The sequence below is a fragment of the Pseudomonas sp. RIT-PI-AD genome (assembly GCF_025642785.1).
In the GTDB taxonomy this organism is placed as follows: Bacteria; Pseudomonadota; Gammaproteobacteria; order Pseudomonadales; family Pseudomonadaceae; genus Pseudomonas_T.
Genome location: NZ_JANZKU010000004.1, coordinates 240,635 through 266,403, shown reverse-complemented (window position 1 = coordinate 266,403; position 25,769 = coordinate 240,635). Strand labels below are relative to the sequence as shown.

Here is a 25,769-nt window from a genome sequence, read left to right as displayed (position 1 = left end):
GCGCCCGGCTCAGGGCAGTCGCTCGATCCAGTCGTAGCGGATCGACACCGTGACTTCCAGCGGCGCGTCGATCACCGCGGCGCGGCGCTCCGCGCTGGCGCGCCAACCGTGGGGCGTCATGGCGAGCAGGTCGGCGCGGGCCTGGGCGTCGCCCAGCGTCAGGCGGAATTCCAGCTCCTCGCCGTGGACCGCCTGCATGCCCTCGGGGATCAGCGCCAGGTGCTTGCGGTCGTCGTAGTCGCGGATCTCGTCGTAGAGACGGCCGCGCAGTTCCAGCAGGTGCCGGCGGGTCGGCCCCATGCGCAACAGGCCGCCGCCGGGCGTCAGCAGGCGCCGGGCTTCCTGCCAGTCGAGCGGGCTGAAGACGCTGGCGAGCAACCCGCAACTGGCGTCGGCCAGCGGTACCCGCGCCATGCTCGCCACCAGCCATTCCACGTCCGGCGCGCGGCGGCAGGCGCGCTTCACCGCTTCCCGGGAGATGTCCAGGGCATAGCCCTCGGCGGCCGGCAGGGCCTGCGCCAGGCGCGTGGTGTAGTAGCCCTCGCCGCAGCCGATATCCAGCCAGCGGTCCGGTTGACGGCGCGCCGCCAGTTCGGCCAGGCGCGCCGCCAGAGGCGCATAGTGGCCGCCATCGAGGAAGCGTCGGCGCGCCTCGACCATGGCCTGGTTGTCGCCGGGGTCGCGGCTGTTCTTGTGCTGCACCGGCAGCAGGTTCAGGTAACCCTGGCGGGCGCGGTCGAAACGGTGCCCGAGCGGGCAGCCGACGCCGTTGTCGGCCGCCTGCAACGGCGCGGAGCAGAGTGGGCAGGTCAGCATCAGGCGAGCAGCCGCACCAGGGTCTGGTAATAGATTTCGGTCAGGACCTCGAGGTCGCTGGCCAGCACGCGCTCGTTGACCTGGTGGATGGTGGCGTTCACCGGCCCCAGTTCCACCACCTGGGTACCCAAGGTGGCGATGAAGCGGCCGTCCGAGGTGCCGCCGCTGGTGGAGGGGGTGGTTTCGCGGCCGGTGACGGCGTGGATGCTGGCGGACACCGCGTCGAGTAGCTCGCCGGGTTCGGTGAGGAAGGGCAGGCCCGACAGCGCCCAGTCCACGCCATAGTCCAGGCCGTGCTTGTCGAGGATGTCGCGAACCCGCCGCTGCAGGTCTTCCACCGTGGACTCGGTGGAGAAGCGGAAGTTGAACAGCGCCTGCAGTTCGCCCGGGATCACGTTGGTGGCGCCGGTGCCGGCGTTGAGGTTGGAAACCTGGAAGCTGGTGGGCGGGAAGAACGCGTTGCCGTCGTCCCAATGCTCGGCGGCCAGTTCGGCCAGGGCCGGCGCCACCAGGTGAATGGGGTTCTTCGCCAGGTGCGGATAGGCCACGTGGCCCTGTACGCCGCGGACCGTCAGGGTTCCGCCCAGGGAGCCGCGGCGGCCGTTCTTGACGATGTCACCGACCCGCGCGGTGCTCGAGGGTTCGCCGACGATGCACCAGTCCAGGCGCTCGCCGCGCGCGGCGAGGCGTTCGACCACGGCCTTGGTGCCATGGTGGGCCGGACCTTCCTCGTCGCTGGTGACCAGCCAGGCGATCACGCCCTTGTGCGCCGGGTATTCGCCGACGAAGCGCTCCACGGCGACGATCATCGCCGCCAGGCTGCCCTTCATGTCCGCCGCGCCGCGACCGCAGAGCATGCCCTGCTCATCGATATGCGCCTGGAACGGCGGCTGCTTCCAGGCGTTCAGCGGGCCGGTGGGCACCACGTCGGTGTGCCCGGCGAAGCACAGCACCGGGCCTTCGCTGCCATGGGTGGCCCAGAAATTGTCGACGTCTTCGAAGCGCATGCGCTCGATGGCGAAGCCCAGCGCCTCCAGGCGCGCGATCATCAGCTCCTGACAGCCTTCGTCGAGCGGCGTGACGGAGGGACGGTCGATCAGCCGGCAGGCCAGCTCCAGGGTCGGCGAAAGGGCGGGGGAAACGGCGGGCATGACGGCTCCAGCGTGCGGTCGGGGGCGGTCATTCTAGCAAGGCTTGGGTGCGCCGACGGAAGCCCGCGAGCGCTTTCGCCGGGCGAAAACGACGACGGCGGCCAAGGGGCCGCCGTCGGTCGATGCGCGGAGGATCAGGCCGCGGCCGGCTCCGGGGTCTCCAGCGGCTTCGGCAGCGACGAGAGCAGCGCCATGATCAGCGCGGCCAGGTAGGGCAGCGACTGCACCAGCAGCATGGCGACCCAGAACTTCACGTCGTTGCTCGGCAGGCCCTGGACGATGGCGATGCCCACCGCCGCGCCCCACAGCAGCAACATGATGAACACCTCTTCGCGGGCTTCCGCCAGGGCCACCAGGATGCCGTGGTTGGAGGCCATCTTCGGCGTGCGGAAGAACGGGATGCTCTTGGTGAAGAACCCGTAGAGCACCGCCTTGGCGATGGTGTGGGACAGCGCCAGGCCGGCCACTGCCGCGCAGAAGGCGTCCTTGAGGTTGACCCCCACCGCGCGCTGGTAGAGGAACACGATCTTGCCGACCTTGAAGAAGAACAGCGCCAGCGGCGGGATCGCGAAGATCAGCAGTGGCGGGTCGACCCGGGTCGGCACGATGATCATCGCCGCCGACCAGAGCAGCGCGCCTAGGGTGAAGAAAATGTTCATGCCGTCGGCGATCCAGGGCAGCCAGCCGGCGATAAAGTGATAGCGCTGGCCCTGCTTGAGCTCCGAGCCCTTGCCCATCAGCAGACTGCGCGCGTGGCCCTTCATGATCTGGATGGCGCCGTAGGCCCAGCGGAAGCGCTGTTTCTTGAAGTCGATGAAGGTGTCCGGCATCAGGCCCTTGCCGTAGCTGTCGTAGGCGTAGGCGGCGGAGTAGCCCTTCTCGAACACGCGCAGGCCGAGCTCGGCGTCCTCGCAGATGGTCCAGTCGGCCCACCTCAGCTCGTCCATCACGGTACGCCGGATCATGGTCATGGTGCCGTGCTGGATGATCGCGTCGCGGTCGTTGCGGGTGACCATGCCGATGTGGAAGAAACCCTTGTACTCCGAGTAGCAGAGCTTCTTGAACAGGCTTTCCTTGTCGTCGCGGTAGTCCTGCGGCGACTGCACCACGGCGATATTCGGGTCGGCGAAGTGCGGGACCATGTGCTTGAGCCAGTTTCGGTCGACGCAGTAGTCCGAGTCGATCACCGCGATGACCTCGGCGTCCGGCGCGGTGTGCGGCAGGATGTAGTTCAGCGCGCCGCCCTTGAAGCCGTGCAGCGGCGCGACGTGGAAGAAGCGGAAGCGCGGCCCGAGCTGTTCGCAGTAGTCGCGCACCGGCTCCCACACCGCCGGGTCCTTGGTGTTGTTGTCGATGATCAGGACTTCGAAGTCCGGGTAATCCAGGTGGGCCAGGGCGTCGAGGGTCTGCTTGACCATCTCCGGCGGCTCGTTGTAGCAGGGCACGTGCACCGAGACCTTGGGCCGATAGGTGCTGTCGCCCACTACCGGCAGGAAGGGGCGGCGTCGCTTGTGTACCCAGACCACCTCGGCCAGCTCATGGGCCTCGGTGAGCAGGACGATGAACACGCCCAGTGCGCCGATGCCCAGGAGGATGCCCACGGTCAGGCTGAACCAGGTGCTGTATTGCTGGCTGTAGTCGTAGCCGATCCACACCAGCACCGAGCCGCCGGCGAAGGCGACGAAGGTGAGGAAGGTCCGCCCGCGCTGGCGCAGGGCGCTGCCGTCGATCAGCAGCAGGGTCAGGGCGAGCAACGCCATGACCACCGAGGCGATGGCCAGCAGGCGCCACTGGGGGATCGCCACGATGGGTCCGCTGAAGGCGAACTTCGGCTGGCGGTCCAGGTTGTATACGCCCCAGTAGGCGCCCACCGAGCCTTCGTCGCCGCTTTTCCACGGCTGGTCGAAGGCTTCGATGACGAAGTAGTTGTAGCCCTGGGCGTTGAGCTTGTTCACCAGAGTACGCAGGTAGATCGCCTGGTCCGCCTGGGAGGCGTCGGCGCCGCCGCGCATGCGGCCGTTGCTCGGCCAGCCCACTTCGGACAGCAGCAACGGTTTCTTCGGGAAGAGCTTCTTCAGGTCGCGGGCGCGGTCGAGGACGAACTGGGTGGAGGCCTGCATCGGCACGAATTCCCAGTAGGGCAGCACGTGCGCGGCGATCAGGTCGACGTGATTGGCCAGCTCCGGGTATTCCTCCCAGATGTGCCACTGTTCCGAGGTGGTGACCGGCACCTTGACCGCGGCGCGTACCCGGTCCAGGTAGCCGATCAGCTGCTTGGTGTTCACTTCGCGGCGGAACAGCGCCTCGTTGCCGACCGCCACGCGCACCACGCTGCGGGAGTCGTTGGCGATCTCGATGGCCTTGGCGATCTCGCGCTCGTTGCGCGCCTCGTCGGTGCTGATCCAGATGCCCAGGGTCACTCGCAGGCCGAACTCCTCGGCGATCCGCGGGATATCGGCCTGGGTCCCGTCCACCGAGTAGATGCGGATGCTGTCGGTGTGCTTGCTGAGGAGCTCCAGGTCCTGGCGGATCTGCTGGTCGTCGGGGTAGATGTTCTGCTGCGGGTTCTGGCCCTGGCGGAACGGCGAATAGGAGAAGCCGGATATCTGTTCCGGCCAGGCAGGCGCGCTGACCGGACGGTTGTAGAGCGCCCAGATGCCGGTGAACAACGCGGCGATCGCCACGAACACCACCAGATTGAGTCCGAATTTATGCGTTGGCATAGACGTGTCAGGTTCCGATGCGTGGAACGGGGATAGGCCCAGCATGGCGCTGGTCGGCGCGCATGCTACTCCGCGGGTCTTGGACTGTATAGGTTCCACGGCCACCCGGATATGGGCGCTGCGGAGCCTTGCAGGATTTGTCCGCGACGCGCCCGGGAAGTTCGTCGGCGGCGGTGGTCGGCGCGGGGTGACCCTCGCGCCGGCATCCTTATAATGCCGGGCGTTTTCATCGGGAGTGCGGCGGATGGCCAGTGTGGACGAACAACGGTTTGGCGGCATCGCCCGGCTCTATGGGCGCGACGGCCTGCGGCGGCTGACGCAGGCGCGGGTGGCGGTGGTGGGGATCGGCGGCGTCGGTTCCTGGGCGGCCGAGGCCCTGGCGCGCTCCGGGGTCGGCGAGCTGGCGCTGTTCGACCTGGACGACGTCTGCGTCAGCAACACCAACCGCCAGGCCCATGCGCTACAGGGCAACGTGGGCCGCGCCAAGGTCGAGGTGATGGCCGAGCGCATCCGGGCGATCAACCCGGCCTGCCAGGTACGCGCGGTGGCGGACTTCGTGACCCGCGAAAGCATGGCGGAGCACATCACCGAGGACTTCGACTGCGTGCTCGACTGCATCGACAGCGTGGCCGCCAAGGCGGCGCTGATCGCCTGGTGCAAGCGGCGCAAGATCCAGATCGTCACCACCGGCGGCGCCGGTGGGCAGATCGATCCGACCCAGGTCCGGGTCGCCGACCTGAACAAGACCTTCAACGACCCGCTGGCGGCGAAAGTGCGCTCGACCCTGCGCCGCGATTACAACTTTTCGCGTACGCCGGGCCGCCACTACAGCGTGCCCTGCGTGTTCTCCACCGAGCAATTGCGCTATCCGACGCCCGAGGGTGGCGTCTGCCAGCAGAAGGCCTTCGTCGGCGAAGGGGTGAAACTGGACTGCGCCGGCGGTTTCGGCGCGGTGATGATGGTCACCGCCACCTTCGGCATGGCCGCCGCCGCCAAGGCGGTGGATAAACTGGTGGCCGGCGCGCGGCGGCCGTCGGAGCGCGCGGCGCAGTGAAGCGAACTCGATCGAGGCAGGCGACCCATGGCGGTCGGCGCCGGGCCGCTGTCGATAGGTCTCGCAGGGGGAGCGGGGCGATCGGCTGAGGTCGGCGGCGTAGTTCGTCCGGGTATGGACGGGCGCGAGCGCACCGTCCCGACGGGCCGGTGCCACCCGTCCTGAGGATGGGCCTTGCAGGTGCCGTGACAGCCTCCGTGGCCCGCGCGGCAGGCTTCCCCGGGGGTTACTGCTTGCTCTTCGGTTTCCTCGGTTTCGAGGGGTTGCGTTTCGGACCGCCGCGCGCGGCGATCAGGCGGTCGGCTTCGGCGGCGCGTTCGGCTAGCGGCGCCGGGGCCTCGGTCAGCCCCAGGCAGGCCGCCAGCTTGCCGGCGTCGAAGGGCGCCTTGACCTTCATGTCGTTATCGAAATAGCAGTAGAGGTCGCGGTGTTTGCGCGACGGCGGCTTGCGCTCGACGATCAGCCGGGCGTCGTCCACCTGGGTGCCCTCGCTCCAGGCCTTCATCCGCCGGGCCCAGTCGGCCAGGGCCGCATCGGTGTAGCCGCTGGCATAGAGCTCTTCTTCGCCGTGCAGGCGCATGTAGACGAAGTCGCTGGTGACGTCCTCCTTCAGGGGCCACTTGCCGGCGGTGTCGGCCACCACCAGGGCGACGTCGTGTTCGCGCAGCAGGTCGACGAAGGCGCGGTCCTCGAAACTGGCGTGCCGGATTTCCACCGCGTGGCGCAGGCGGCGTGGCTGGTCGATGGCCAGGTGGGTGCGCCCCTCCATCCGCGGCTCGTGTCCGCGGGCGATGGCCAGGGCCTTCTCCGTGTCGTGAGGGAGTTGGCGCAGGAAGGCCTCGAAACGTTGAGCATCGAACTGGAAGTTGGGCGGGAATTGCCAGAGGACCGGGCCGAGCTTCTGACGCAGGCGCAGCACACCCGAGGCGAGGAAGTTGGCGAGGGGCTTTTCGATCTCGTTCAGGCGGCGGATGTGGGTGATGTAGCGGGGCGCCTTGATGCTGAAGACGAAGTCGTCGGGCGTATCGTCGAACCAGCGGGCGTAGCTCTCGGGGCGTTGCAAGGAATAGAAGGAACCGTTGATCTCGATGCTGCCGACCGCGCGCGAGGCGTACTGCAGTTCATCGGCTTGGCGCAGCTTGTCCGGGTAGAACACCCCGCGCCAGGGGGCGTAGCGCCAACCGGAAATACCGATGCGGATATCTGCCATGGTGACCTCTGAAGCGGGGTTCTAGAGGTCCGACTGCGCATCCGTCTTCGCGGTTCCTGCGCTCGACCGGGCCGGCGCACGGGCCTGGGCCTCGACGCGCGCTTCAGGTGTCGGCGAGGACCCGCATGCGGGCGATCACCGCGTGCAGCCCATTGCTGCGGGACGGGCTCAGTTGGCGTTGCAGGCCCAGGCGCTCGAACCAGTCGCCGAGGTCCAGGGCCGCCAGCTCCGCCGGGCCTGCGCCTTCCACCCGCGCCAGCAGCACCGCGAGCAGGCCGCGCAGCAGGCGTGCGTCGCTGGCGGCGCGGAAATGCCAGCCCTGGTCGCGGCGCTCGGCCACCAGCCAGACCTGGCTCTCGCAACCCTGAACGCGGTTGCCTTCGCAGCGCTCGGCTTCGTCGAGCGGTTCCAGGCGTTCGCCCCATTGCAGCAGCAGGCGCGCCCGCTGTTCCCAGCCGCCGGCCATGGAGAATGCGGCGAGGGCGGCATCGGCCGCGGCGGGCAGGCTCATCGCAGCAACTCCAGGGCGGCGTCCAGCGCGGCGAAGAAGCGCTCGAGGTCGGCGCCGTCGTTGTAGGGCGCCAGCGAGACACGGAGGGCGCCGTCCCAGCCGACCCTCCGATAGAAGGGCGCGGCGCAGTGATGGCCGCCGCGCACGGCGACTCCCTGTTCGCCAAGCAACTGGGCGAGGTCGGCATGGTGCACGCCCTCGACGCGGAAGCTGGCCAGGGCGACCCGCGGTTCGCCGAGGATGCGCAGCCCCTCGCGTTGGCGCAGCCCGGCCATCAAGTGGGCGTGCAGCGCGTGTTCGTGGGCGACCAGCGCCGCCGGGTCCTGCCCGCCCAGGTAGTCCAAGGCGGCGCCCAGGCCGATCACCCCGGCGATGGGCGGCGTGCCGGCCTCGAAGCCCAGGGGCGCGGGGTGGAAGTCCGCGCTGTGATAGTCCGCCCGGCGCACCATTTCGCCGCCGAACTGCCAGTGTTGCAGGCGCTCCAGGGCTTCGGCGCGGCCGTAAAGCACGCCGACGCCGTCCGGGCCGAACAGCTTGTGGCTGGAGAACCCGTAGAAGTCGCACCCCAGGGCCGAGACGTCGGGTCGGCCGTGGACGATGCCCTGGGCGCCGTCCACCAGGGTCAGGGCGCCCTGGGCGCGAGCCAGGGCGAGCAATTCTTCCAGCGGCTGCCAGCGGCCGATGACGTTGGACAACTGCGCGACCGCCAGCAGGCGGGTGCGCGGGCCGATCAGTTCGCCCGCGGCCTGCAGGTCGATCAAGCCTTCGGCGGTCACCGGCAACACCACCAGGCGCAGGCCGCGGCGCAGCGCCAGGCGTTGCCAAGGGAGCAGGTTGGCGTGGTGTTCCAAGGCGCTGACGGCGATCTCGTCGCCCGCCTGGAACCAGGGCTCCAGGCCATAGGCGAGCAGGTTGAAGGCTTCGGTCGCGCCGCGGGTGAAGACAATCCGCGCCGGGTCGCCGGCGTTCAGCCAGTCCGCGGTACGCGCGCGCACCGCTTCGTAGGCGCGGGTGGCGCGTTCGCCGGGAACATGCTGGGCGCGGTGCACATTAGCGCTGCCGCCCCGGTAATAGCCGTCCAGCGCCTGCAGGACGGCCTCGGGTTTCTGCGCGGTGGCGGCGCTGTCCAGGTAGGTCTGGCCTTCCGCCTCGAGCGCGGCGAGCGCGGGAAAGTCGGCCCGCCAGGGGGCGTGCAGGGACATCGCGATCTCCAGAAGGCGGGCGCCGGGGCGCCCGTCCGGTCGGTCAGTTGTGCGCGTGCAGGGCTTCGTTCAGTTCGATGGCGGTCTTGTTGCTCTTGCACTCGACCGCGCCGTTCTGCGAGTTGCGGCGGAACAACAGGTCCGGCTGACCGGCCAAGTCCCGGGCCTTGAGCACCTTGACCAGCGCGTTCTGCTCGTCGAGCAGCGCGACCTTGGTACCGGCGGTGATGTACAGGCCGGCCTCGACGATGTTGCGGTCGCCCAGGGGAATGCCGATGCCGGCGTTGGCGCCGATCAGGCAGCCCTCACCGACCGAGATCACCAGGTTGCCGCCGCCGGACAGGGTGCCCATGGTGGAGCAGCCGCCGCCCAGGTCCGAGCCCTTGCCGACGAACACGCCCGCCGAGACCCGGCCTTCGATCATGCCCGGGCCTTCGGTGCCGGCGTTGAAGTTGACGAAGCCTTCGTGCATCACCGTGGTGCCTTCGCCGATGTAGGCGCCGAGGCGCACCCGCGCGGTGTCGGCGATGCGCACGCCGGACGGCACCACGTAGTCGGTCATTTTCGGGAACTTGTCCACCGAGAAGACTTCCAGCCATTCGCCCTTCAGGCGCGCCTCCAGCTGGCGCTCGGCCAGCTCGGCCAGGTCGATGGCGCCGTGGCTGGTCCAGGCGACGTTGGGCAGCAGCGGGAAGATCCCGCCGAGGTTGAGCTGGTGCGGCTTGACCAGGCGATGGGACAGCAGGTGCAGCTTGAGGTACGCCTCGGGGGTGGACGTCAGCGCGCCATCGGTCGCCAGCAGGGTCGCCACCAGCGGCTTGTGGCTCTCGGCGAGCCGGGTGAGCAGGGAGGCTTGTGCCGCGTCGATGTCGCGCAGGGCCGTGGCGAGCTCGGCGGCCTGGGTGGTGCTGAAGGGAATCGCCTGATTGCTGCCCTCGTGACCGAGTATCTCGGTGACGGCCGCGCAGAGGGCGGCGCTCGGGGCGACCAGGGGTTGCGCGTAGAACACTTCGAGCCATTGGCCTTGGCGGTTCTGGCTGCCGACACCGAAGGCCAGGCTGAACAGGGGGGTGGACATAGGGAATCCTCGTGCTGAAGTCGGGCAGTCGCGGAGGTCGTGCTTCGGACGACTCGTTACCGCGCGCCGGGTAGGGTCAGGAGTGGGCGATGGCCTCGGCGTAGCGCTCGGGCTTGAAGCCGACCAGAATCCGGTCGCCCAGTTCGAGCACCGGTCGCTTGATCATCGACGGCTGGGCGAGCATCAGGTCGATCGCGCGGTCTTGGTCGAGGTCGCGTTTCTGCGCCTCGTCCAGTTTGCGGAAGGTGGTTCCGGCGCGGTTCAGCAGGGTTTCCCAACCCTGCTCGGCGCACCATTTCTCCAGCCTGGGACGGTCGATACCGGCACTCTTGTAGTCATGGAACACGAATTCGACGCCCTGGGCATCCAGCCAGGTGCGGGCTTTCTTCATGGTGTCGCAGGCCTTGATGCCATAGAGAATGTAAGCCATTGATTTTAAAAGGGTGGCGATACGCCCCCAAAACTCCCTCAATAGTCCCGCGAAACGATTGCAGAATTATGCCACGTCGATTCCCGCGCCGCTGCCGGCCATCGTGACGGGCCGTTGCCCGTTCGGTGCCGTGTCGTCGTCGGCAGGCATGCCCGGCGTGGCGCCGCGGTGAGCCGGCACCGGACCGACGCGTATCCCGCCAGGGCCGGTAGCCGCGCGCGCCTCGGGTAAAGGCCGATCACTATTGCCGGTGGGCCGCGCGGTAGCGGGACAGGCGATCTTCCAGGTCGGCCCTGTCGTAGCCGCCGACCAGGTTCATGTACTTCATTCCGCCAAGGATATGGGCTTCGAAGATGCGCCCCGCGTTCTCCCGGGTGAACTCCACCGCCTCTCCCTGCTCGAGGGCATAGAGGACGGGGAAGATGTCCAGCAGGCGCTCGTGGAAATCCGGCAGGGCGATGCGCCGGAACACGTTCAGGCACCAGTGGTTCATCTCCAGCATGACCAGCGGCCGGCAACGTTCCAGCGTCGCGTGAGCACCGGCGAGGACCTCCAGCTCGAAGCCTTCGACATCGATCTTGACGAAGCCGACGTCGCGCTCGCCGAGGATCTCGTCCAGGGTCATCACCGGGATGGCATAGGCGCCGTCGGTTCCCACGTCGGCGATGAAGGACGTGGCCAGGTTGCGCTGGTCGACGTACATCGAGACCGAGCCGCGTTCACGGCCGGCCGCGACGTTGAGCAACTCCACGTTTTCCCTGGCCAGGTTGTGCTCCAGGCAGGCGTAGGCGGCGGGTACCGGCTCGATGGCGATGAGCGTTCGCAAGGGGGCGAGGCGGGCGATCAGCAGGCTGGTCAGGCCGATGTTGGCGCCCACGTCGACGTTCGGCCGGGCGGGGTCCACCAGCGCCTCGATGAGGCGCACGGTGTCGCTCTCGAAGTCCTCGGGCATGCGGCCGAGGTAGTCCTCATCGCCTTCCAGGAGATACCGGGTGTCGCCTATGGAGATTTCCCGCTTGATCATCGTGCTCGCTCGGTGAATGACGGATGGGCCGCCGGCAAGGGCGTAACCATAACCGGATTGCGGGCGAGGCGGCCATGGGCCGCCCGGAGATCGCCAGCGGGACGCTCGCCGAGCAGCCGTCGCGCCCCTGGCGACGCCTCGCCTGCGCAGCCAAGCGGTTCCGTGGACCGCGCCGGAAAGCCCGGCGCGGCATGGCCCGGGAAGAGCTCGCGCGTGGGGCCCGGTGATGAAAAAGACCGCGAGGGGAGCGCCGCGCCGGAGCATTTTGCCCGGTAGACTGTCAATCGCTCAGCGGTGTGACGCCGCCCTGGCCGTTCCGCTTTCGATGGATACTTCCGCATGCAACTCCTCTACACCATCCTGATCATGCTGCTGGTGGTCGGGGGTACTCGGCTCACCGCACAGTTCATTCCGGCGCCCTTGCCGATCATCCAGATCGTCGTCGGGGCGCTGCTGGCGCTGCCGGCGTTCGGCCTGCACGTGCGCCTGGACCCGGAGCTGTTCCTTCTGCTGTTCATTCCGCCGCTGCTGTTCGTCGACGGCTGGCGCATGCCGAAAGGCCAATTCTGGCGCTTTCGCACGCCGATTCTGACCCTGGCGTTCGGCCTGGTGCTGTTCACCGTGCTCGGCGCCGGCTGGTTCATCCACCTGCTGATCCCGAGCATCCCCTTGCCGGCGGCCTTCGCCCTCGCCGCGGTGCTGTCGCCCACCGACGCGGTGGCGGTCTCGGCCATCGTCCAGGGGCGCCTGCCGCGCAGCCTGATGCACGTGCTGCAAGGCGAGGCGCTGATGAACGATGCGTCGGGCCTGGTCACCTTCAAATTCGCCGTGGCCGCGGCGCTGACCGGGGTGTTCTCCCTCGGCGATGCCAGTTTCACCTTCGTCCTGGTGGCGTTGGGCGGACTGGTGGTCGGTTTGCTGCTGAGCGCGCTGGTCGGCCGTGTGCGGGCCTGGATGATCGGGCGCGGCTGGGACGATCCCGCGACCCACGTGGTGTTCATGCTGCTGCTGCCGTTCGCCGCCTACGTGGCGGCCGAGCACCTGGGCGTATCCGGCATCCTCTCGGCGGTGGCCGCCGGGATGATGCAGAGCCGCGTCGATCTGTTGCCCCGGCAGACCGCCACCCGGCTGCTCAACCACAGCGTCTGGGCCATGCTCGAATACGCCTTCAATGGGCTGATCTTCCTGCTCCTCGGCCTGCAACTGCCGGATATCGTCAAGGCCGCGACCCGCCACAGCGAACAGCTGTGGTCGACCGCGGCGCTGTTGTTCGTCGAGGTGCTGGCGATCTTCCTGGTGCTGATGCTGCTGCGCTTCCTGTGGATGTACGGCTACTGGCGCCTGTCGGCGCGGGTACGCGAGTGGCGCGGCCGGCCCAGCCGTTTTTCCGGGCAATCGTACATGCGCATCACCGTGGTGCTGTCGCTGAGCGGGGTGCGCGGCGCGGTGACCCTGGCCGGCGTGCTGTCGCTGCCGCTGTTGCTGGGCAATGGCGAGGCGTTTCCCGAGCGCGACCTGCTGATCTTCATCGCCGCCGGGGTGATCCTGCTGTCCCTGCTGGTCGCCAGCATCGGCCTGCCGCTGCTGTTGCGCGGCTTGCCGCCGGACGACGAGGAATGGCGCGAGCGTGAGCGGCGGATGATCTGGCGCAAGACCGCAGCCGCGGCGATCCGCGCGCTGGAAGCGCAGAACGAGGACCGCTCCGAGGACGTGGAGGCCGCCGCGCTGGCCGCCGAGGTGAAGGCGAACATCATGGCCGAATACCGCAAGCAACTGGACACCAGCGATTCCGGCGAGGGCCAGGCGAAGTTCCGCACCATCCAGGGGCTGGAGCAGCGCCTGCGGCTACAGGCCCTGCGCGCCCAGCGACTGGAACTCTATCGCCTGCGCCGCGAGCACCTGATCGACGACGACGTGGTGCGCGATATCCTGCGCGAACTGGACATCAGCGAGGCGATGCAGCAGCGCGGTTGAGCGCCGGCATCGCCCGTCGCTCACGCCCGCACGAAGGCCTTGATCCGCTCGGCCGCCTCGACGCACTCGGCCAGGGGCGCCACCAGCGCCATGCGCACGCGGCCGGCCCCGGGATTGACCCCGTCCACTTCACGGGACAGGTAGGAGCCGGGCACCAGGGTGACGTGCTCGCGGGCGAACAGGTCGCGGGCGAACGCGGTGTCGTCCCCGGGCGTCTTCGCCCACAGGTAGAAACCGCCATCCGGGCGCTGGACGTCCAGCACGCCGTCGAGGATGTCCAGCACCGCGGCGAATTTCTCCCGATACAGCGTCCGGTTGGCGCGCACGTGCGCCTCGTCGTTCCAGGCGGCGACGCTCGCCAACTGGGTCTGCACCGGCATCGCGCAGCCATGGTAGGTGCGATAGAGCAGGAAGGCCTTGAGGATCTCGGCGTCGCCGGCGACGAAGCCCGAGCGCAGCCCCGGCAGGTTGGAACGCTTGGACAGGCTGTGGAACACCACGCATCGCTTGAAATCGCGGCGGCCCAGTTGCGCGCAGGCACTGAGCAGGCCCGGTGGCGGCGCATCCTCGTCGAAATACAGCTCGCTGTAGCACTCGTCGGCGGCGATCACGAAATCGTATTCGTCGGCCAGGGCGATCAACGTGCGCAGCACGTCCAGGGGAATCAGCGCGCCGGTGGGGTTGCCCGGCGAGCAGAGGAACAGGATTTGGGTGCGCCGCCAGACGTCCGTCGGCACCGCGTCGAAATCCGGGTTGAAGCCCTTTTCCGCGAGGCACGGCAGGTAGTGCGGGGTGGCGCCGGCCAGCAGGGCGGCACCTTCGTAGATTTGGTAGAAGGGGTTCGGGCTGACCACCAGGCCGTCGGCGTCGCGTTGCACCACCGCCTGGGTGAAGGCGAACAGCGCCTCCCGCGTGCCATTCACCGGCAGCACGTGGCGCGCGGCGTCCAGCCAGCCGCTCGGCACGCCGAAGCGACGCTCGCACCAGGCGACGATGGCCTCGCGCAAGGCGGGCAGGCCGAGGGTGGTCGGGTAGACCGCCATCTGGTCCAGGTTCGCCGCCAGAGCCTCGGCGACGAAATCCGGCGAGGGGTGCTTGGGCTCGCCGATGGACAGGGCGATGGGGCGCTTGTCCGCCGGGGGGCGAACCTCGGCCAGCAACGCGCGGAGCTTCTCGAAGGGGTAGGGCTGCAACTGGTTCAGGATGCGGTTCATCGGGATTCCTCTCGTCCGCGGCTGCGGGCCTGGCGCCGGTGCGGCGCCGGCGTATTCAAATGCCGATCCGCGACAGCTCGACCGTCTGCCCGTTGGCCTGGGACAGATGCTCGATGATGGCGGCCTGCAGGCGGGTGCAGAGCTCGGGGTCGGACAGCGGCTGGTTGTGGGCGTCGGTGACGAAGAAAACGTCTTCCACCCGTTCGCCGAGGGTGGCGATCTTGGCGTTCTGCAGCGACAGGTCGAAGTCGAGGAAAATCCGCCCGATCCGCGCCAGCAGGCCGGGACGATCCGGGGCGATCACCTCGATGAGGGTCACCGGCCGCTGCGCGTCGTTGTAGATGGTCACCTGCGGCGCGAAGGCGAAGTGCTTGAGCTGGCGCGGCACCCGGCGCTGGATGATCGTCGGGTAGTCGTCCGGGTTCTTCAGCGCGTCGATCAGGCCCTGGCGGATTTCCTTGATGCGCGCGGGGTTGTCGCCGATCCGATCGCCGTCGGCGTCCAGCACGATGTAGGTGTCCAGGGTGAACTGGCTGGTGGAGGTGATGATCCGGGCGTCGTGGATGTTCAGGTTCAACTGGTCCATGGCGGCCACGGTCACGGCGAAGAAATCGTGCTGGTCGGGCGCATAGATGAAGATGTGGGTGGCGCCCTCGAATTCCCGCTGCGCGGTTTCTTTGATCAGCACCAGCGGGTCGTTGCCGGCCGGGTGCTGGAGGATCGCCTCGGTGTGCCAGGCGACGTCGTTGGCGGTGTGCCGGAGGAAATAGTCGTCGCCGAGTTGCGACCAGAGCTGCTCGGCGTCGTCCTGGTCGGTGCCGTTGCGCACCAGGATGTCCAGCGCCGAGGTCTGCGTCTGGCGGATCTGCTCCTCGCGATCGAGCGGGTTCTCCAACCCGCGGCGCAGGGCCCGCTTGGTCTCGGTATACAGCTGGCGCAGCAGGCTGGCGCGCCAGGAATTCCACAGGCTGGGGTTGGTGGCGTTGATGTCGGCGACGGTGAGCACGTAGAGGTAGTCCAGGCGCGTTTGGTCGCCTACCAGGCGGGCGAAGTCGAAGATCACCTGGGGGTCGGAGAGGTCCCTGCGCTGGGCGGTGGTGGACATCACCAGATGGTTCTGCACCAGCCAGACGATCAGCCGGCTGTCCCAGGCGGGCAACTGGTGGCGCGCGCAGAAGGCCTCGGCATCCACCGCGCCCAACTCGGAATGGTCGCCGCCACGGCCCTTGCCGATGTCGTGGTAGAGGCCGGCCAGGTAGATCAGCTCCGGCTTCGGCAGGCGATCGATCAGCTTGCTCGCCAGGGGGAATTTCTCCGCCAGTTCCGGCCACTTCAGTTTGCGCAGGTGCTTGATCAGATTCAGGGTGTGGGCGTCGACCGTATAGATGTGGAACAGGTCGTGCTGCATCTGCCCGACGATGTGGCCGAATTCCGGCAGGTAGCGGCCGAGGATGCCGTAGCGGTTCATGCGCCGCAGGTTGCGGTGGATGCCCTGGGTGCACTTGAACAGCTCGATGAACAGGCTGGTGTTGCGGATGTCGCGGCGGAAGTCGTCGTCGATCAGGTGCCGGCTGTCGCGCAGCAGGCGGATGGTGTCGGCGCGCACGCCCTTGACCTCCGGGTGCTGGGCGATCAGCACGAAGATCTCCATGATGGCGAAGGGCGTTCTCTTGAAGACGTTGGCGTGGGTGACTTCGAGGTAGTCGTCGCGGACTTGGAATCGACTGTTGAGCGGCTTCGCCGGGCCGGGCTCGCCGTCGCGCATGATGACTTCGTCGAAATTCTGGTTGATCAGCTCGCTCAGTTCGGAGATGGCCATCACCACCCGGTAGTACTTCTGCATGAAGCGCTCGATGGCCAGCTTGGCGTCGTTGTCCTCGTAGCCGAGCAGGCTGGCGATGCGGCTCTGGTGGTCGAACAAGAGGCGGTCCTCGGACCGCTTGGCGAGCATGTGCAGGGCATAGCGCACCTTCCAGAGGAACTCCTGGCTGGAGGCGAGCATGCTGAACTCGGTTTCCACCAGGAAGCCGCGCTGGACCAGGGCGTGCAGGTTGAGCGTGCCGAACTGCCGGCGGGCGATCCAGAGGATGGTCTGGATGTCCCGCAGTCCGCCGGGGGAACCCTTGACGTTGGGCTCCAGGTTGTACTCGGTGTCGTTGTACTTGGCGTGGCGGGCCTTCTGTTCCCTGCGCTTGGCCAGGAAGAACTCGCGCCCCGGCCACATGTGCTCGACGCCGGTGACCTCCTGCATGCGCAGGCGCAGGCGCTCCGGGCCGGCGATGGTGCGGCTTTCCATCAGGTTGGTGATCACCGTCAGGTCGGCGCGCGCCTCTTCGGCGCACTCGGCCACCGAGCGCACGCTCTGCCCGACCTCCAGGCCGATGTCCCAGAGCAGGGTGAGGAAGCCCTCGATGGCGCTGCGGAAGACTTCGTGGTCGCCGCCGTCCAGCAGGATCAGCAGGTCGATGTCGGAGTAGGGGTGCAGTTCGCCGCGGCCGTAGCCGCCGACCGCCAGCAGGGCGATCTCGGCGTCGGCGCTCCAGTCGAAACGGGCCCAGGCCGCGCGCAGGATCTGGTCGACGAACCAGGCACGGTCCTCCACCAGGCGGCGGATGTCGCGGCCTTCGGCGAAGCGCGCGTCGAGCACGTCGTGGGCCTGGCGGATGGCCTTCTTGAACGCGGCGATGGGGCTGGATTTCAGGGCCAGTTCCGCCTGGAACTGGCCGCGGTCGAACAACTCCGGATCCATCTGCGGCATGCTGCCTTCCTCGCTCGGGTATCGCTGCCGGGCTCGGTCGAGCCCGGGGAATGGCGCCGCCGCGACCTCAGGCCGAGGTGCGCGGCAACGTGTCGTCGCTCCGCAGGGTGAGGATCTCGTAGCCCGTGGCGGTGACCAGAATGGTGTGCTCCCATTGCGCCGACAGCTTGCGGTCCTTGGTGATGGCGGTCCAGCCGTCGCCGAGCAGGCGGGTTTCCGCGCGACCCTGGTTGATCATCGGCTCGATGGTGAAGATCATCCCCTCGCGCAGTTCCATGCCCGTGCCGGCGCGGCCGTAGTGGACCACCTGCGGCTCTTCGTGGAACACCCGGCCGATCCCGTGCCCGCAGTAGTCGCGCACCACGGAAAAGCCGTTCTTCTCGGCGTGCTTCTGGATCACCTCGCCGATATCGCCCAGGCGCGCGCCCGGCCGAACGACTTCGATGCCTTTATACAGGCACTCCTGGGTGACGTGGGACAGCCTTTCCGCCCATTCCGGCACCTTGCCGACCATGAACATCTTGCTGGTGTCGCCGTGGTAGCCGTCCTTGATGACGGTGACGTCGATGTTCATCACATCGCCGTCCTTCAGCGGCTTCTCGTTGGGGATGCCGTGGCACACCACGTGGTTGAGCGAGGTGCAGATGGATTTCGGGAACGGCATGCGCCCCGGCGCGCCACCGTAGTTGAGCGGCGCGGGAATGGCCTGCTGGACCTGGACGATGTGCTCGTGGCAGAGGCGGTCCAGCTCTTCGGTGGTGATCCCCGGCTTGACGTGCTCGCCGATCATTTCCAGCACTTCGGCGGCCAGACGGCCGGCGATGCGCATTTTTTCGATTTCCTCGGGCGTCTTGATGGTGACGGTCATGCGGACTCTCTGGAAGGCGCGCGCGGGCGCAAGGCAAAAAACGGTGAGGGCCGATTCTAGCAGAAGCTGCCGGGCGGCTGCAGGCGCTCCCCCACCGGCGTCGCGCCGACGCGTCGGGCGCCGAGCGACTCGCTCGGCCGCTAGCCTGGCCGGCGAGGTTGTGGTATAAAACGCGCCGCTTTCATGGGCTGTCGCCCGGAAGCCTTAACCCACACATGCATCGACACGATATCCTGGGTGCCCGGAAGGGTTGGATATTGGGATGCGTGGAGGCCTAACCCGACTTATTCGAGGAATTGAAATGTCTCAAGTCAACATGCGCGACATGCTGAAGGCCGGTGTGCACTTCGGCCACCAGACCCGTTACTGGAACCCGAAAATGGACAAGTACATTTTCGGCGCGCGCAACAAGATCCACATCATCAACCTGGAAAAAACCCTGCCGATGTTCAACGAGGCGCTGTCCTTCGTTGAGAAACTCGCCGCAGGCAAGAACAAGGTCCTGTTCGTCGGCACCAAGCGCTCCGCCGGCAAGATCGTCCGCGAAGAAGCGTCCCGTTGCGGCTCGCCGTACGTCGACCATCGCTGGTTGGGCGGCATGCTGACCAACTACAAGACCATTCGTGCTTCGATCAAACGCCTGCGCGACCTGGAGACTCAGTCCCAGGACGGTACCTTCGCCAAGCTGACCAAGAAAGAAGCCCTGATGCGCACCCGCGACCTGGAAAAACTGGATCGCAGCCTGGGCGGCATCAAGGACATGGGCGGTCTGCCGGACGCGCTGTTCGTCGTCGACGTCGACCACGAGCGCATCGCCATCACCGAAGCCAACAAGCTGGGCATCCCGGTCATCGGCATCGTCGATACCAACAGCAGCCCGGAAGGCGTGGACTACATCATCCCGGGTAACGACGACGCCATCCGCGCCGTCCAGCTGTACCTCAGCGCTATGGCCGATGCCGTGCTGCAAGGTCGCCAGAACGCCAACGGCGGCGCCGACGAGTTCGTCGAAGAAGCCGCTGCCGCGCCCGAGGCCGCCGAAGGCTGAGGCCGGGTCGCCACGGGTTAGCCGGTGAGCAAAAAGGGGGCTAAGCCCCCTTTTTGCCACCTTGGATATTGAAGCACCCGGCCCGCCGGGTGGAATGGTCGAGAACACCTTCAAGAGGATTGCGAACATGGCAGAAATCACTGCAGCCCTGGTTAAAGAACTGCGCGAGCGCACCGGTCAGGGCATGATGGATTGCAAGAAAGCCCTGGCGGCCGCCGGTGGCGACATCGAAAAAGCCATCGACGACATGCGTGCAGCCGGTGCGATCAAGGCCGCCAAGAAGGCTGGCAACATCGCCGCCGAAGGCGCCATCGCCGTAAAAGTGGCAGGCGACAACAAGGCTGCCGTCATCATCGAAGTCAACTCCCAGACCGACTTCCTGGCGCTGCAGGACGACTTCAAGTCCTTCGTCGCCGACAGCGTGGAAAAAGCCTTCGCCGACAAGCTGACCGATGCGGCTCCGCTGATCGCGGCGCAAGAGTCCGCCCGCGAAGCCCTGGTGGCCAAGTGCGGCGAGAACGTCAACATTCGCCGGCTGACCCGCGTGGAAGGTGACGTGGTGGGTTCCTACCTGCACGGCCACCGTATCGGCGTGCTGGTCACCCTGAAGGGCGGCAGCGTCGAACTGGCCCGCGACATCGCCATGCACGTGGCGGCGAGCAACCCGCAATTCCTCGACCCGTCGCAGGTTTCCGAGGAAGCGGTCGCCAAGGAAAAGGAAATCTTCCTGTCCCTGAACGCCGACAAGATCGCCGGCAAGCCGGAAAACATCGTCGAGAACATGGTCAAGGGCCGGATCAACAAGTTCCTCGCCGAAGCCAGCCTGGTCGAGCAGCCGTTCGTCAAGGACCCGGAAGTGAAGATCGGCGACCTGGCCAAGAAGGCCGGTGCCGAGATCGTTTCCTTCGTGCGCTACGAAGTGGGCGAAGGCATCGAGAAGGCCGAAGTCGACTTCGCCGCCGAAGTGGCTGCCCAAGTCGCCGCGACCAAGCAGTAAGTCAAGGCAGTCCCGCACTGTCGCCCGGAAGAGGCTGCCCGCTCACGCGCGCGGCCTCTTCGTCAAATTGGGGAGCCGATTCGGGCCGGCTTCCGTGGCGGCCGCCGCATTCGTCGCCATGCGCCCCGTGCGCCAACCGCCGGAGCTTCGGGCTCCGCTAATTTCACGCCGCAGGAGAGACACGCAATGGCTCAGCAGGTGAGTGGTCGCCAACCTCGCTACAAACGCATTCTGCTCAAACTCAGCGGCGAGGCCCTGATGGGGGCGGAAGAGTTCGGCATCGATCCCAAGGTCCTCGACCGCATGGCCCTGGAAATCGGCCAACTGGTCGGTATCGGCGTGCAGGTCGGGCTGGTGATCGGCGGCGGCAACCTGTTCCGCGGCGCCGCCCTGAGCGCCGCCGGCATGGACCGGGTCACCGGCGACCACATGGGCATGCTCGCCACCGTGATGAACGCGCTGGCCATGCGCGATGCGCTCGAACGCTCGAACATCCCGGCGTTGGTAATGTCTGCCATTTCGATGGTCGGCGTGACCGACCACTACGATCGACGCAAGGCGATGCGGCACCTGGGCAGTGGCGAAGTGGTGATCTTCTCCGCCGGCACCGGCAACCCGTTCTTCACGACGGACTCCGCCGCTTGCCTGCGGGCCATCGAAATCGACGCCGATGTGGTATTGAAGGCCACCAAGGTGGATGGTGTGTACACCGCGGACCCGTTCAAGGATCCCAACGCCGAGAAGTTCGAGCACCTGACCTACGACGAGGTACTGGACCGCAAGCTGGGCGTCATGGACCTGACGGCGATCTGCCTGTGCCGCGACCAGAAGATGCCGTTGCGGGTCTTCAACATGAACAAACCGGGCGCCCTGCTGAACATCGTGGTCGGCGGCGCGGAAGGAACTCTGATCGAGGAAGACGGACAATGATCAACGAGATCAAGCAAGACGCTCAGGAACGCATGAAGAAGACCCTCGAGTCGCTGGGTCACGCCTTCGCCAAGATCCGCACCGGCCGTGCCCACCCGGATATCCTCGGCGGCGTACGCGTTCCCGCCTACGGCGACCTGGTCCCGCTGAACCAGGTCGCGAGCGTTTCGGTCGAGGATTCCCGGACGCTCAAGCTCAGCGTGTTCGACAAGAACATGATCGCCGCCGTCGAGAAGGCCATCCTGACCTCCGACCTGGGGCTGAACCCCTCGAACGCCGGCACCGTCATCCGCGTGCCGATGCCCGCGCTGACCGAGGAAACCCGCAAGGGCTACACCAAGCAGGCGCGTGCCGAGGCGGAGCACGCCCGGGTCGCCGTGCGCAATATCCGTCGCGATGCCCTGGCCCAGCTCAAGGATCTGGTGAAGGAAAAGGAGATCAGCGAGGACGAGGAACGTCGCGCGGCCGACGAGGTGCAGAAACTCACCGACAAGTACGTCGCTGAGACCGACAAGGCTCTCGAAGCCAAGGAAGCGGACCTGATGGCCGTCTGACGGCCCGGATGCGTCATGGATAAGAGTCAACGGAAAAGCGCTCCGCCGGTCGTGCCGCGCCATGTGGCGATCATCATGGATGGCAACAACCGGTGGGCGAAGAAACGCCTGCTGCCTGGCGTGGCCGGGCACAAGGCCGGCGTCGACGCGGTGCGCGCGGTCATCGAGGTGTGCGCCGAGTCCGGTGTCGAAGTGCTCACCCTGTTCGCCTTTTCCAGCGAGAACTGGCAGCGCCCGGCGGACGAGGTCAGCGCGTTGATGGAGCTGTTCCTTTCCGCGCTGCGCCGAGAAGTGCGTCGTCTGAACGAGAACGGCATCCGTCTGCGCATCATCGGCGACCGTTCGCGCTTCCACCCGGAGTTGCAGGCCGCCATGGCCGATGCCGAGGCCATGACCGCGGCGCAGAACCGGTTCGTCCTGCAGGTCGCTGCCAATTATGGCGGGCAATGGGACATCACCCAGGCCGCCCAGCGCCTTGCCCGCGAAGTGCAGGAAGGCCGTCTGCAGCCCGAGGACATCAGCGCGGAGCGCTTGCAGCGCTGCCTGGTGACCGCCGAGGCGCCGCTTCCCGACCTGTGCATCCGCACCGGCGGCGAGCACCGCATCAGTAACTTCCTGCTCTGGCAGTTGGCGTATGCCGAGCTGTATTTCTCCGATCTGTTCTGGCCCGATTTCAAGCATGACGCCATGCGCAAGGCGCTTTCCGATTTCTCCATGCGCCAGCGCCGGTTCGGCAAGACCAGCGAACAAATCGATGCAGAGGCCCGCGTCTAATGTTGAAGCAACGTGTCATCACTGCGCTGGTGCTGTTACCCATCGCCCTGGCAGGGTTCTTCTGGCTCGACGGCATCGCCTTCGCCTTGTTCATCGGCCTGGTCGTCACGCTGGGGGCCTGGGAATGGGCGCGCCTCGCGGGCCTGGCGGCACAACCGGCGCGGGTGGCTTACGCGGTGCTGGTGGCGCTGCTGCTGGCGCTGATCCACGCCCAGCCGGCGCTGGCTCCCTGGCTGCTGGTCGCGGGCCTGTGCTGGTGGCTGGTGGCGATCCTGCTGGTGCTCGGCTATCCCGCCAGCAGCCGCTTCTGGGGTGGGCTTCCGGGTAAGGCCTTCATCGGTCTGTTGATCCTGCTGCCGGCCTGGCAGGGCCTGGTTCTGCTCAAGCAGTGGCCTTTGGCGAATGGCCTGATCCTGGCGGTGATGGTGCTGGTGTGGGCGGCCGACATCGGCGCCTACTTTTCCGGCAAGGCGTTCGGGCGGCGCAAGCTGGCCCCGGCGGTCAGCCCCGGCAAGAGCTGGGAAGGCATGATCGGTGGCCTGCTGACCAGTCTGTTGATCACGGCCGCGGTGGGGTTCTACCGCGACTGGAGCGTCGGGCAATTCGTGCTCGGCCTCGGGGGCGCCGCGGTGGTGGTGGCGATCTCCGTGGTCGGCGACCTCACCGAAAGCATGTTCAAGCGCAGTTCCGGGGTGAAGGACAGCAGCAACCTGCTGCCCGGCCACGGTGGGGTGCTCGATCGCATCGACAGCCTGACCGCGGCTATTCCGGTGTTCGCCATGCTGCTCTGGCTCGCGGGCTGGGGCCATCCGTGACCCGATCCCAACGGATTACCGTACTCGGCGCCACTGGCTCCATCGGCCTCAGTACCCTGGATGTGATCGCCCGCCATCCGGAACGCTATCAGGCCTTCGCCTTGACCGGCTTCAGCCGTCTGGACGAGTTGAAGGCGCTGTGCCTGAGCCATCGGCCGCATTTCGCCGTGGTGCCCGAGCCCGAGACCGCGCGTCGCCTGCAGGACGCGCTCGCCGGCGCCGGATTGTCGACCCGGGTGCTCTGGGGCGAATCCGGGTTGTGCGAGGTGGCGGCGCACCCCGAGGTGGACGCGGTGATGGCGGCCATCGTCGGCGCGGCCGGCCTCAAGCCGACCCTCGCGGCCGTGCAGGCCGGCAAGCGCATCCTGCTGGCCAACAAGGAAGCCCTGGTGATGTCCGGCGCGCTGTTCATGCAGGCCGTGCGTACCAGCGGTGCGCTGCTGTTGCCCATCGACAGTGAGCACAATGCGATTTTCCAGTGCCTGCCGGGCGACTACGCCCAAGGCCTGGGGCAGGTCGGCGTGCGCCGCATCCTGCTGACCGCCTCGGGCGGCCCCTTCCGCGAGACGCCGGCAGAGCGACTCGCCGCGGTGACGCCCGAACAGGCGTGCGCCCACCCCAACTGGTCCATGGGACGGAAGATCTCCGTGGACTCCGCCAGCATGATGAACAAGGGATTGGAACTGATCGAAGCCTGCTGGCTGTTCGACGCGCGGCCTTCCCAGGTGGAGGTGGTGATCCATCCGCAGAGCGTCATCCACTCCCTGGTGGATTACGTGGACGGTTCAGTGCTGGCGCAACTGGGCAACCCCGACATGCGCACGCCGATCAGCCACGCTCTGTCCTGGCCGCAGCGGATCGACTCCGGGGTGTCGCCGCTCGACTTGTTCGCCATCGGGCGCCTGGACTTTCAGGCCCCGGACGAACAGCGCTTTCCCTGTCTGCGTCTGGCCCGCCAGGCCGCCGAGTGTGGCGGCAGCGCGCCGGCCCTGCTGAACGCCGCCAACGAAGTGGCGGTCGCGGCTTTCCTGGAGCGGCGCATCCGCTTCACCGAAATCGCGAGTATCATCGACGACGTTCTCGCCCGCGAGCCGGTACAGCCGCTGGATAGCCTCGAGGCGGTGCTGGCCGTCGACGAGTGCGCCCGCGCCGCGGCGCGGACATGGCTGATGCGCCATGCCGGCTGATCGGTCGGGCCTTGGTTCCGGAGGATTACGATGACCACGCTTTACATGATTCTCGGCACCCTGATCGCGCTCGGCGTGCTGGTCACCTTCCATGAGTTCGGGCATTTCTGGGTCGCTCGCCGTTGCGGCGTGAAGGTGCTGCGGTTCTCCGTCGGCTTCGGGCGGCCGCTGTTGCGCTGGCACGACCGCCAGGGCACCGAATTCGTCCTCGCCGCGATTCCCCTGGGCGGCTACGTCAAGATGCTCGACGAGCGCGAGGCCGAAGTGCCTGCCGAATGGCTCGATCAGGCGTTCAATCGGAAAACCGTCGGCCAGCGCATTGCCATCGTCGCCGCCGGGCCCATCGCCAACTTCCTACTGGCGTTGCTCTTCTTCTGGGTCCTCGCGATGCTGGGCAGCCAGCAACTGCGCCCGCTGATCGGTTCGGTCCAGCCCGCCAGCCCCGCGGCGGAAGCCGGGCTCGCCGCCGATCAGGAAATCGTCGCGGTGAATGGCAAGCGGATCAGTGGCTGGTCGGCGGTGAATCTGCAACTGGTGCGTCGTCTCGGCGAAAGCGGCACCCTCGATTTCAGCGTGCTCGAAAAGGGCTCCACCGTGGAAACCCTGCACCGGGTCGAGGTCAAGGATTGGCTGCAGGGTGAAGAGGAGCCGGATCCGATCGGTTCGTTGGGGATACGCCCGTGGCGCCCGGCGATGCCCGCGGTGCTCGCCGAAATCGCCCCCGACAGCCCGGCCGAAGCGGTCGGACTGTCGCCTGGAGATCGCATCCTGACTCTGGACGGCCAGGCCGTTCAGGACTGGCAGCAGTTGGTCGAGTGGCTGCGCGCGCGGCCCGAATCCGCCGTTACGCTGGGCATCGAGCGGGCCGGCCAGCGCCTCGACGTACCGGTGACCCTGAGTGCCCGGGGCGAGGGCAAGGCTCGCAGCGGCTACCTGGGGGCGGGTCCCCAGATGGTCGAGTGGCCGCCGGAAATGATCCGCGAGGTACGCTTCGGCATTCTGGACGGGCTGGGGGAAGCCTTTTCCAGAACCTGGTCCATGAGTGTGCTAACCCTGGATTCCCTAAAGAAAATGCTGCTCGGCGAGCTCTCGGTAAAAAACTTGAGTGGGCCGATAACCATTGCTAAAGTGGCGGGCGCTTCAGCCCAGTCCGGGGTAGGGGAGTTTCTGAATTTCCTCGCCTACCTGAGCATAAGCCTTGGAGTGCTCAATCTTTTGCCGATCCCCGTACTCGATGGGGGGCATTTGCTGTTCTATCTGGTCGAGTGGGCGCGTGGACGTCCGGTGTCGGAGCGAGTGCAGGCCTGGGGTGTGCAGATCGGCATCAGTCTGGTCGTTGGGGTGATGTTGCTCGCCTTGGTCAACGATCTGAGTCGTCTGTAACGTGACGCCGAATTCCGAGTCCGCCGCGCTGTGTCGGCGGATTCCTTATAATCCGTTGGAAAAAAGGA

General features: G+C 67.1%; 22 protein-coding genes. 10 read left to right on the top strand and 12 right to left on the bottom strand.

Annotated elements, in window-relative coordinates:
- Positions 1–9: 9 nt before the first annotated feature.
- The 3 genes from OGL92_RS05675 to OGL92_RS05665 all read right to left on the bottom strand — a co-directional run bounded on the left by OGL92_RS05675 (position 10) and on the right by OGL92_RS05665 (position 4,690).
- Complete coding sequence (locus tag OGL92_RS05675; RefSeq protein WP_263141495.1) at positions 10–816, bottom strand: putative RNA methyltransferase; 807 nt, start codon at positions 814–816, stop codon at positions 10–12.
- Positions 816–1,967: a succinyl-diaminopimelate desuccinylase gene (dapE, locus tag OGL92_RS05670; protein ID WP_263141491.1), complete on the bottom strand. Its 1,152-nt coding sequence runs from the start codon at positions 1,965–1,967 to the stop codon at positions 816–818. Before dapE ends, OGL92_RS05675 begins: the two co-directional genes overlap by 1 nt.
- 134 nt (positions 1,968–2,101) lie before the next feature.
- Positions 2,102–4,690, bottom strand: a complete 2,589-nt coding sequence (locus OGL92_RS05665; RefSeq protein WP_263141489.1) for a glycosyltransferase — start codon at positions 4,688–4,690, stop codon at positions 2,102–2,104.
- Positions 4,691–4,934: 244 nt separating this feature from the next.
- Between OGL92_RS05665 and tcdA the strand changes: the two genes are divergently transcribed.
- Positions 4,935–5,744 (top strand): tRNA cyclic N6-threonylcarbamoyladenosine(37) synthase TcdA, encoded by an 810-nt coding sequence (gene tcdA, locus OGL92_RS05660; RefSeq protein WP_263141485.1) that lies wholly within the window; start codon positions 4,935–4,937, stop codon positions 5,742–5,744.
- Between the two features lie 226 nt (positions 5,745–5,970).
- Here tcdA and OGL92_RS05655 read toward each other — a convergent pair whose 3' ends face one another.
- The 6 genes from OGL92_RS05655 to OGL92_RS05630 all read right to left on the bottom strand — a co-directional run bounded on the left by OGL92_RS05655 (position 5,971) and on the right by OGL92_RS05630 (position 11,199).
- A complete protein-coding gene (locus OGL92_RS05655) occupies positions 5,971–6,954 on the bottom strand; it encodes a DUF72 domain-containing protein (protein WP_263141483.1) in 984 nt (327 codons plus the stop codon).
- Between the two features lie 103 nt (positions 6,955–7,057).
- Entirely contained in the window at positions 7,058–7,465 is a 408-nt protein-coding gene (locus tag OGL92_RS05650; RefSeq protein WP_263141482.1) for a SufE family protein, read from the bottom strand.
- Positions 7,462–8,667: a cysteine desulfurase gene (locus tag OGL92_RS05645; protein WP_263141480.1), complete on the bottom strand. Its 1,206-nt coding sequence runs from the start codon at positions 8,665–8,667 to the stop codon at positions 7,462–7,464. The genes OGL92_RS05650 and OGL92_RS05645 overlap by 4 nt, the downstream gene beginning before the upstream one ends.
- A 43-nt stretch (positions 8,668–8,710) precedes the next feature.
- Positions 8,711–9,745, bottom strand: a complete 1,035-nt coding sequence (gene dapD / locus OGL92_RS05640; protein ID WP_263141479.1) for a 2,3,4,5-tetrahydropyridine-2,6-dicarboxylate N-succinyltransferase — start codon at positions 9,743–9,745, stop codon at positions 8,711–8,713.
- Between the two features lie 76 nt (positions 9,746–9,821).
- Positions 9,822–10,175 (bottom strand): ArsC family reductase, encoded by a 354-nt coding sequence (locus OGL92_RS05635; protein ID WP_263141478.1) that lies wholly within the window; start codon positions 10,173–10,175, stop codon positions 9,822–9,824.
- A gap of 241 nt (positions 10,176–10,416) precedes the next feature.
- Positions 10,417–11,199 carry an FkbM family methyltransferase gene (locus OGL92_RS05630; protein WP_263141475.1) on the bottom strand — a complete coding sequence of 261 codons (783 nt, stop codon included), beginning with the start codon at positions 11,197–11,199 and terminating at the stop codon, positions 10,417–10,419.
- 339 nt (positions 11,200–11,538) lie between these two features.
- Between OGL92_RS05630 and OGL92_RS05625 the strand changes: the two genes are divergently transcribed.
- Complete coding sequence (locus OGL92_RS05625; RefSeq protein ID WP_263141473.1) at positions 11,539–13,173, top strand: Na+/H+ antiporter; 1,635 nt, start codon at positions 11,539–11,541, stop codon at positions 13,171–13,173.
- Positions 13,174–13,193: 20 nt separating this feature from the next.
- Here OGL92_RS05625 and dapC read toward each other — a convergent pair whose 3' ends face one another.
- The 3 genes from dapC to map all read right to left on the bottom strand — a co-directional run bounded on the left by dapC (position 13,194) and on the right by map (position 18,013).
- Entirely contained in the window at positions 13,194–14,387 is a 1,194-nt protein-coding gene (gene dapC / locus OGL92_RS05620) for a succinyldiaminopimelate transaminase (RefSeq protein WP_263141471.1), read from the bottom strand.
- A gap of 55 nt (positions 14,388–14,442) precedes the next feature.
- A complete protein-coding gene (locus OGL92_RS05615) occupies positions 14,443–17,145 on the bottom strand; it encodes a [protein-PII] uridylyltransferase (protein ID WP_263141469.1) in 2,703 nt (900 codons plus the stop codon).
- Positions 17,146–17,212: 67 nt separating this feature from the next.
- The gene (gene map, locus OGL92_RS05610; RefSeq protein WP_263141466.1) at positions 17,213–18,013 is read right to left on the bottom strand and encodes a type I methionyl aminopeptidase; all 801 of its coding nucleotides are present in this window, start codon (positions 18,011–18,013) and stop codon (positions 17,213–17,215) included.
- Between the two features lie 301 nt (positions 18,014–18,314).
- Between map and rpsB the strand changes: the two genes are divergently transcribed.
- The 8 genes from rpsB to rseP all read left to right on the top strand — a co-directional run bounded on the left by rpsB (position 18,315) and on the right by rseP (position 25,701).
- Positions 18,315–19,061: a 30S ribosomal protein S2 gene (rpsB, locus tag OGL92_RS05605; RefSeq protein WP_263141464.1), complete on the top strand. Its 747-nt coding sequence runs from the start codon at positions 18,315–18,317 to the stop codon at positions 19,059–19,061.
- Between the two features lie 127 nt (positions 19,062–19,188).
- Positions 19,189–20,058 (top strand): translation elongation factor Ts, encoded by an 870-nt coding sequence (gene tsf, locus OGL92_RS05600; RefSeq protein ID WP_263141461.1) that lies wholly within the window; start codon positions 19,189–19,191, stop codon positions 20,056–20,058.
- A gap of 186 nt (positions 20,059–20,244) precedes the next feature.
- Positions 20,245–20,988 carry a UMP kinase gene (gene pyrH / locus OGL92_RS05595; RefSeq protein ID WP_263141459.1) on the top strand — a complete coding sequence of 248 codons (744 nt, stop codon included), beginning with the start codon at positions 20,245–20,247 and terminating at the stop codon, positions 20,986–20,988.
- Positions 20,985–21,542 carry a ribosome recycling factor gene (frr, locus tag OGL92_RS05590; RefSeq protein ID WP_263141457.1) on the top strand — a complete coding sequence of 186 codons (558 nt, stop codon included), beginning with the start codon at positions 20,985–20,987 and terminating at the stop codon, positions 21,540–21,542. Before pyrH ends, frr begins: the two co-directional genes overlap by 4 nt.
- 15 nt (positions 21,543–21,557) lie before the next feature.
- Positions 21,558–22,316, top strand: a complete 759-nt coding sequence (gene uppS, locus OGL92_RS05585) for a polyprenyl diphosphate synthase (protein WP_263141455.1) — start codon at positions 21,558–21,560, stop codon at positions 22,314–22,316.
- Positions 22,316–23,131, top strand: coding sequence for a phosphatidate cytidylyltransferase (locus OGL92_RS05580; protein ID WP_263141453.1), 816 nt, complete (start codon positions 22,316–22,318; stop codon positions 23,129–23,131). Before uppS ends, OGL92_RS05580 begins: the two co-directional genes overlap by 1 nt.
- Positions 23,128–24,318: a 1-deoxy-D-xylulose-5-phosphate reductoisomerase gene (gene ispC, locus OGL92_RS05575; RefSeq protein ID WP_263141452.1), complete on the top strand. Its 1,191-nt coding sequence runs from the start codon at positions 23,128–23,130 to the stop codon at positions 24,316–24,318. The genes OGL92_RS05580 and ispC overlap by 4 nt, the downstream gene beginning before the upstream one ends.
- 30 nt (positions 24,319–24,348) lie before the next feature.
- On the top strand, positions 24,349–25,701 hold the full coding sequence (gene rseP, locus OGL92_RS05570) for an RIP metalloprotease RseP (protein WP_263141450.1): 1,353 nt from the start codon (positions 24,349–24,351) through the stop codon (positions 25,699–25,701).
- Positions 25,702–25,769: the final 68 nt, after the last annotated feature.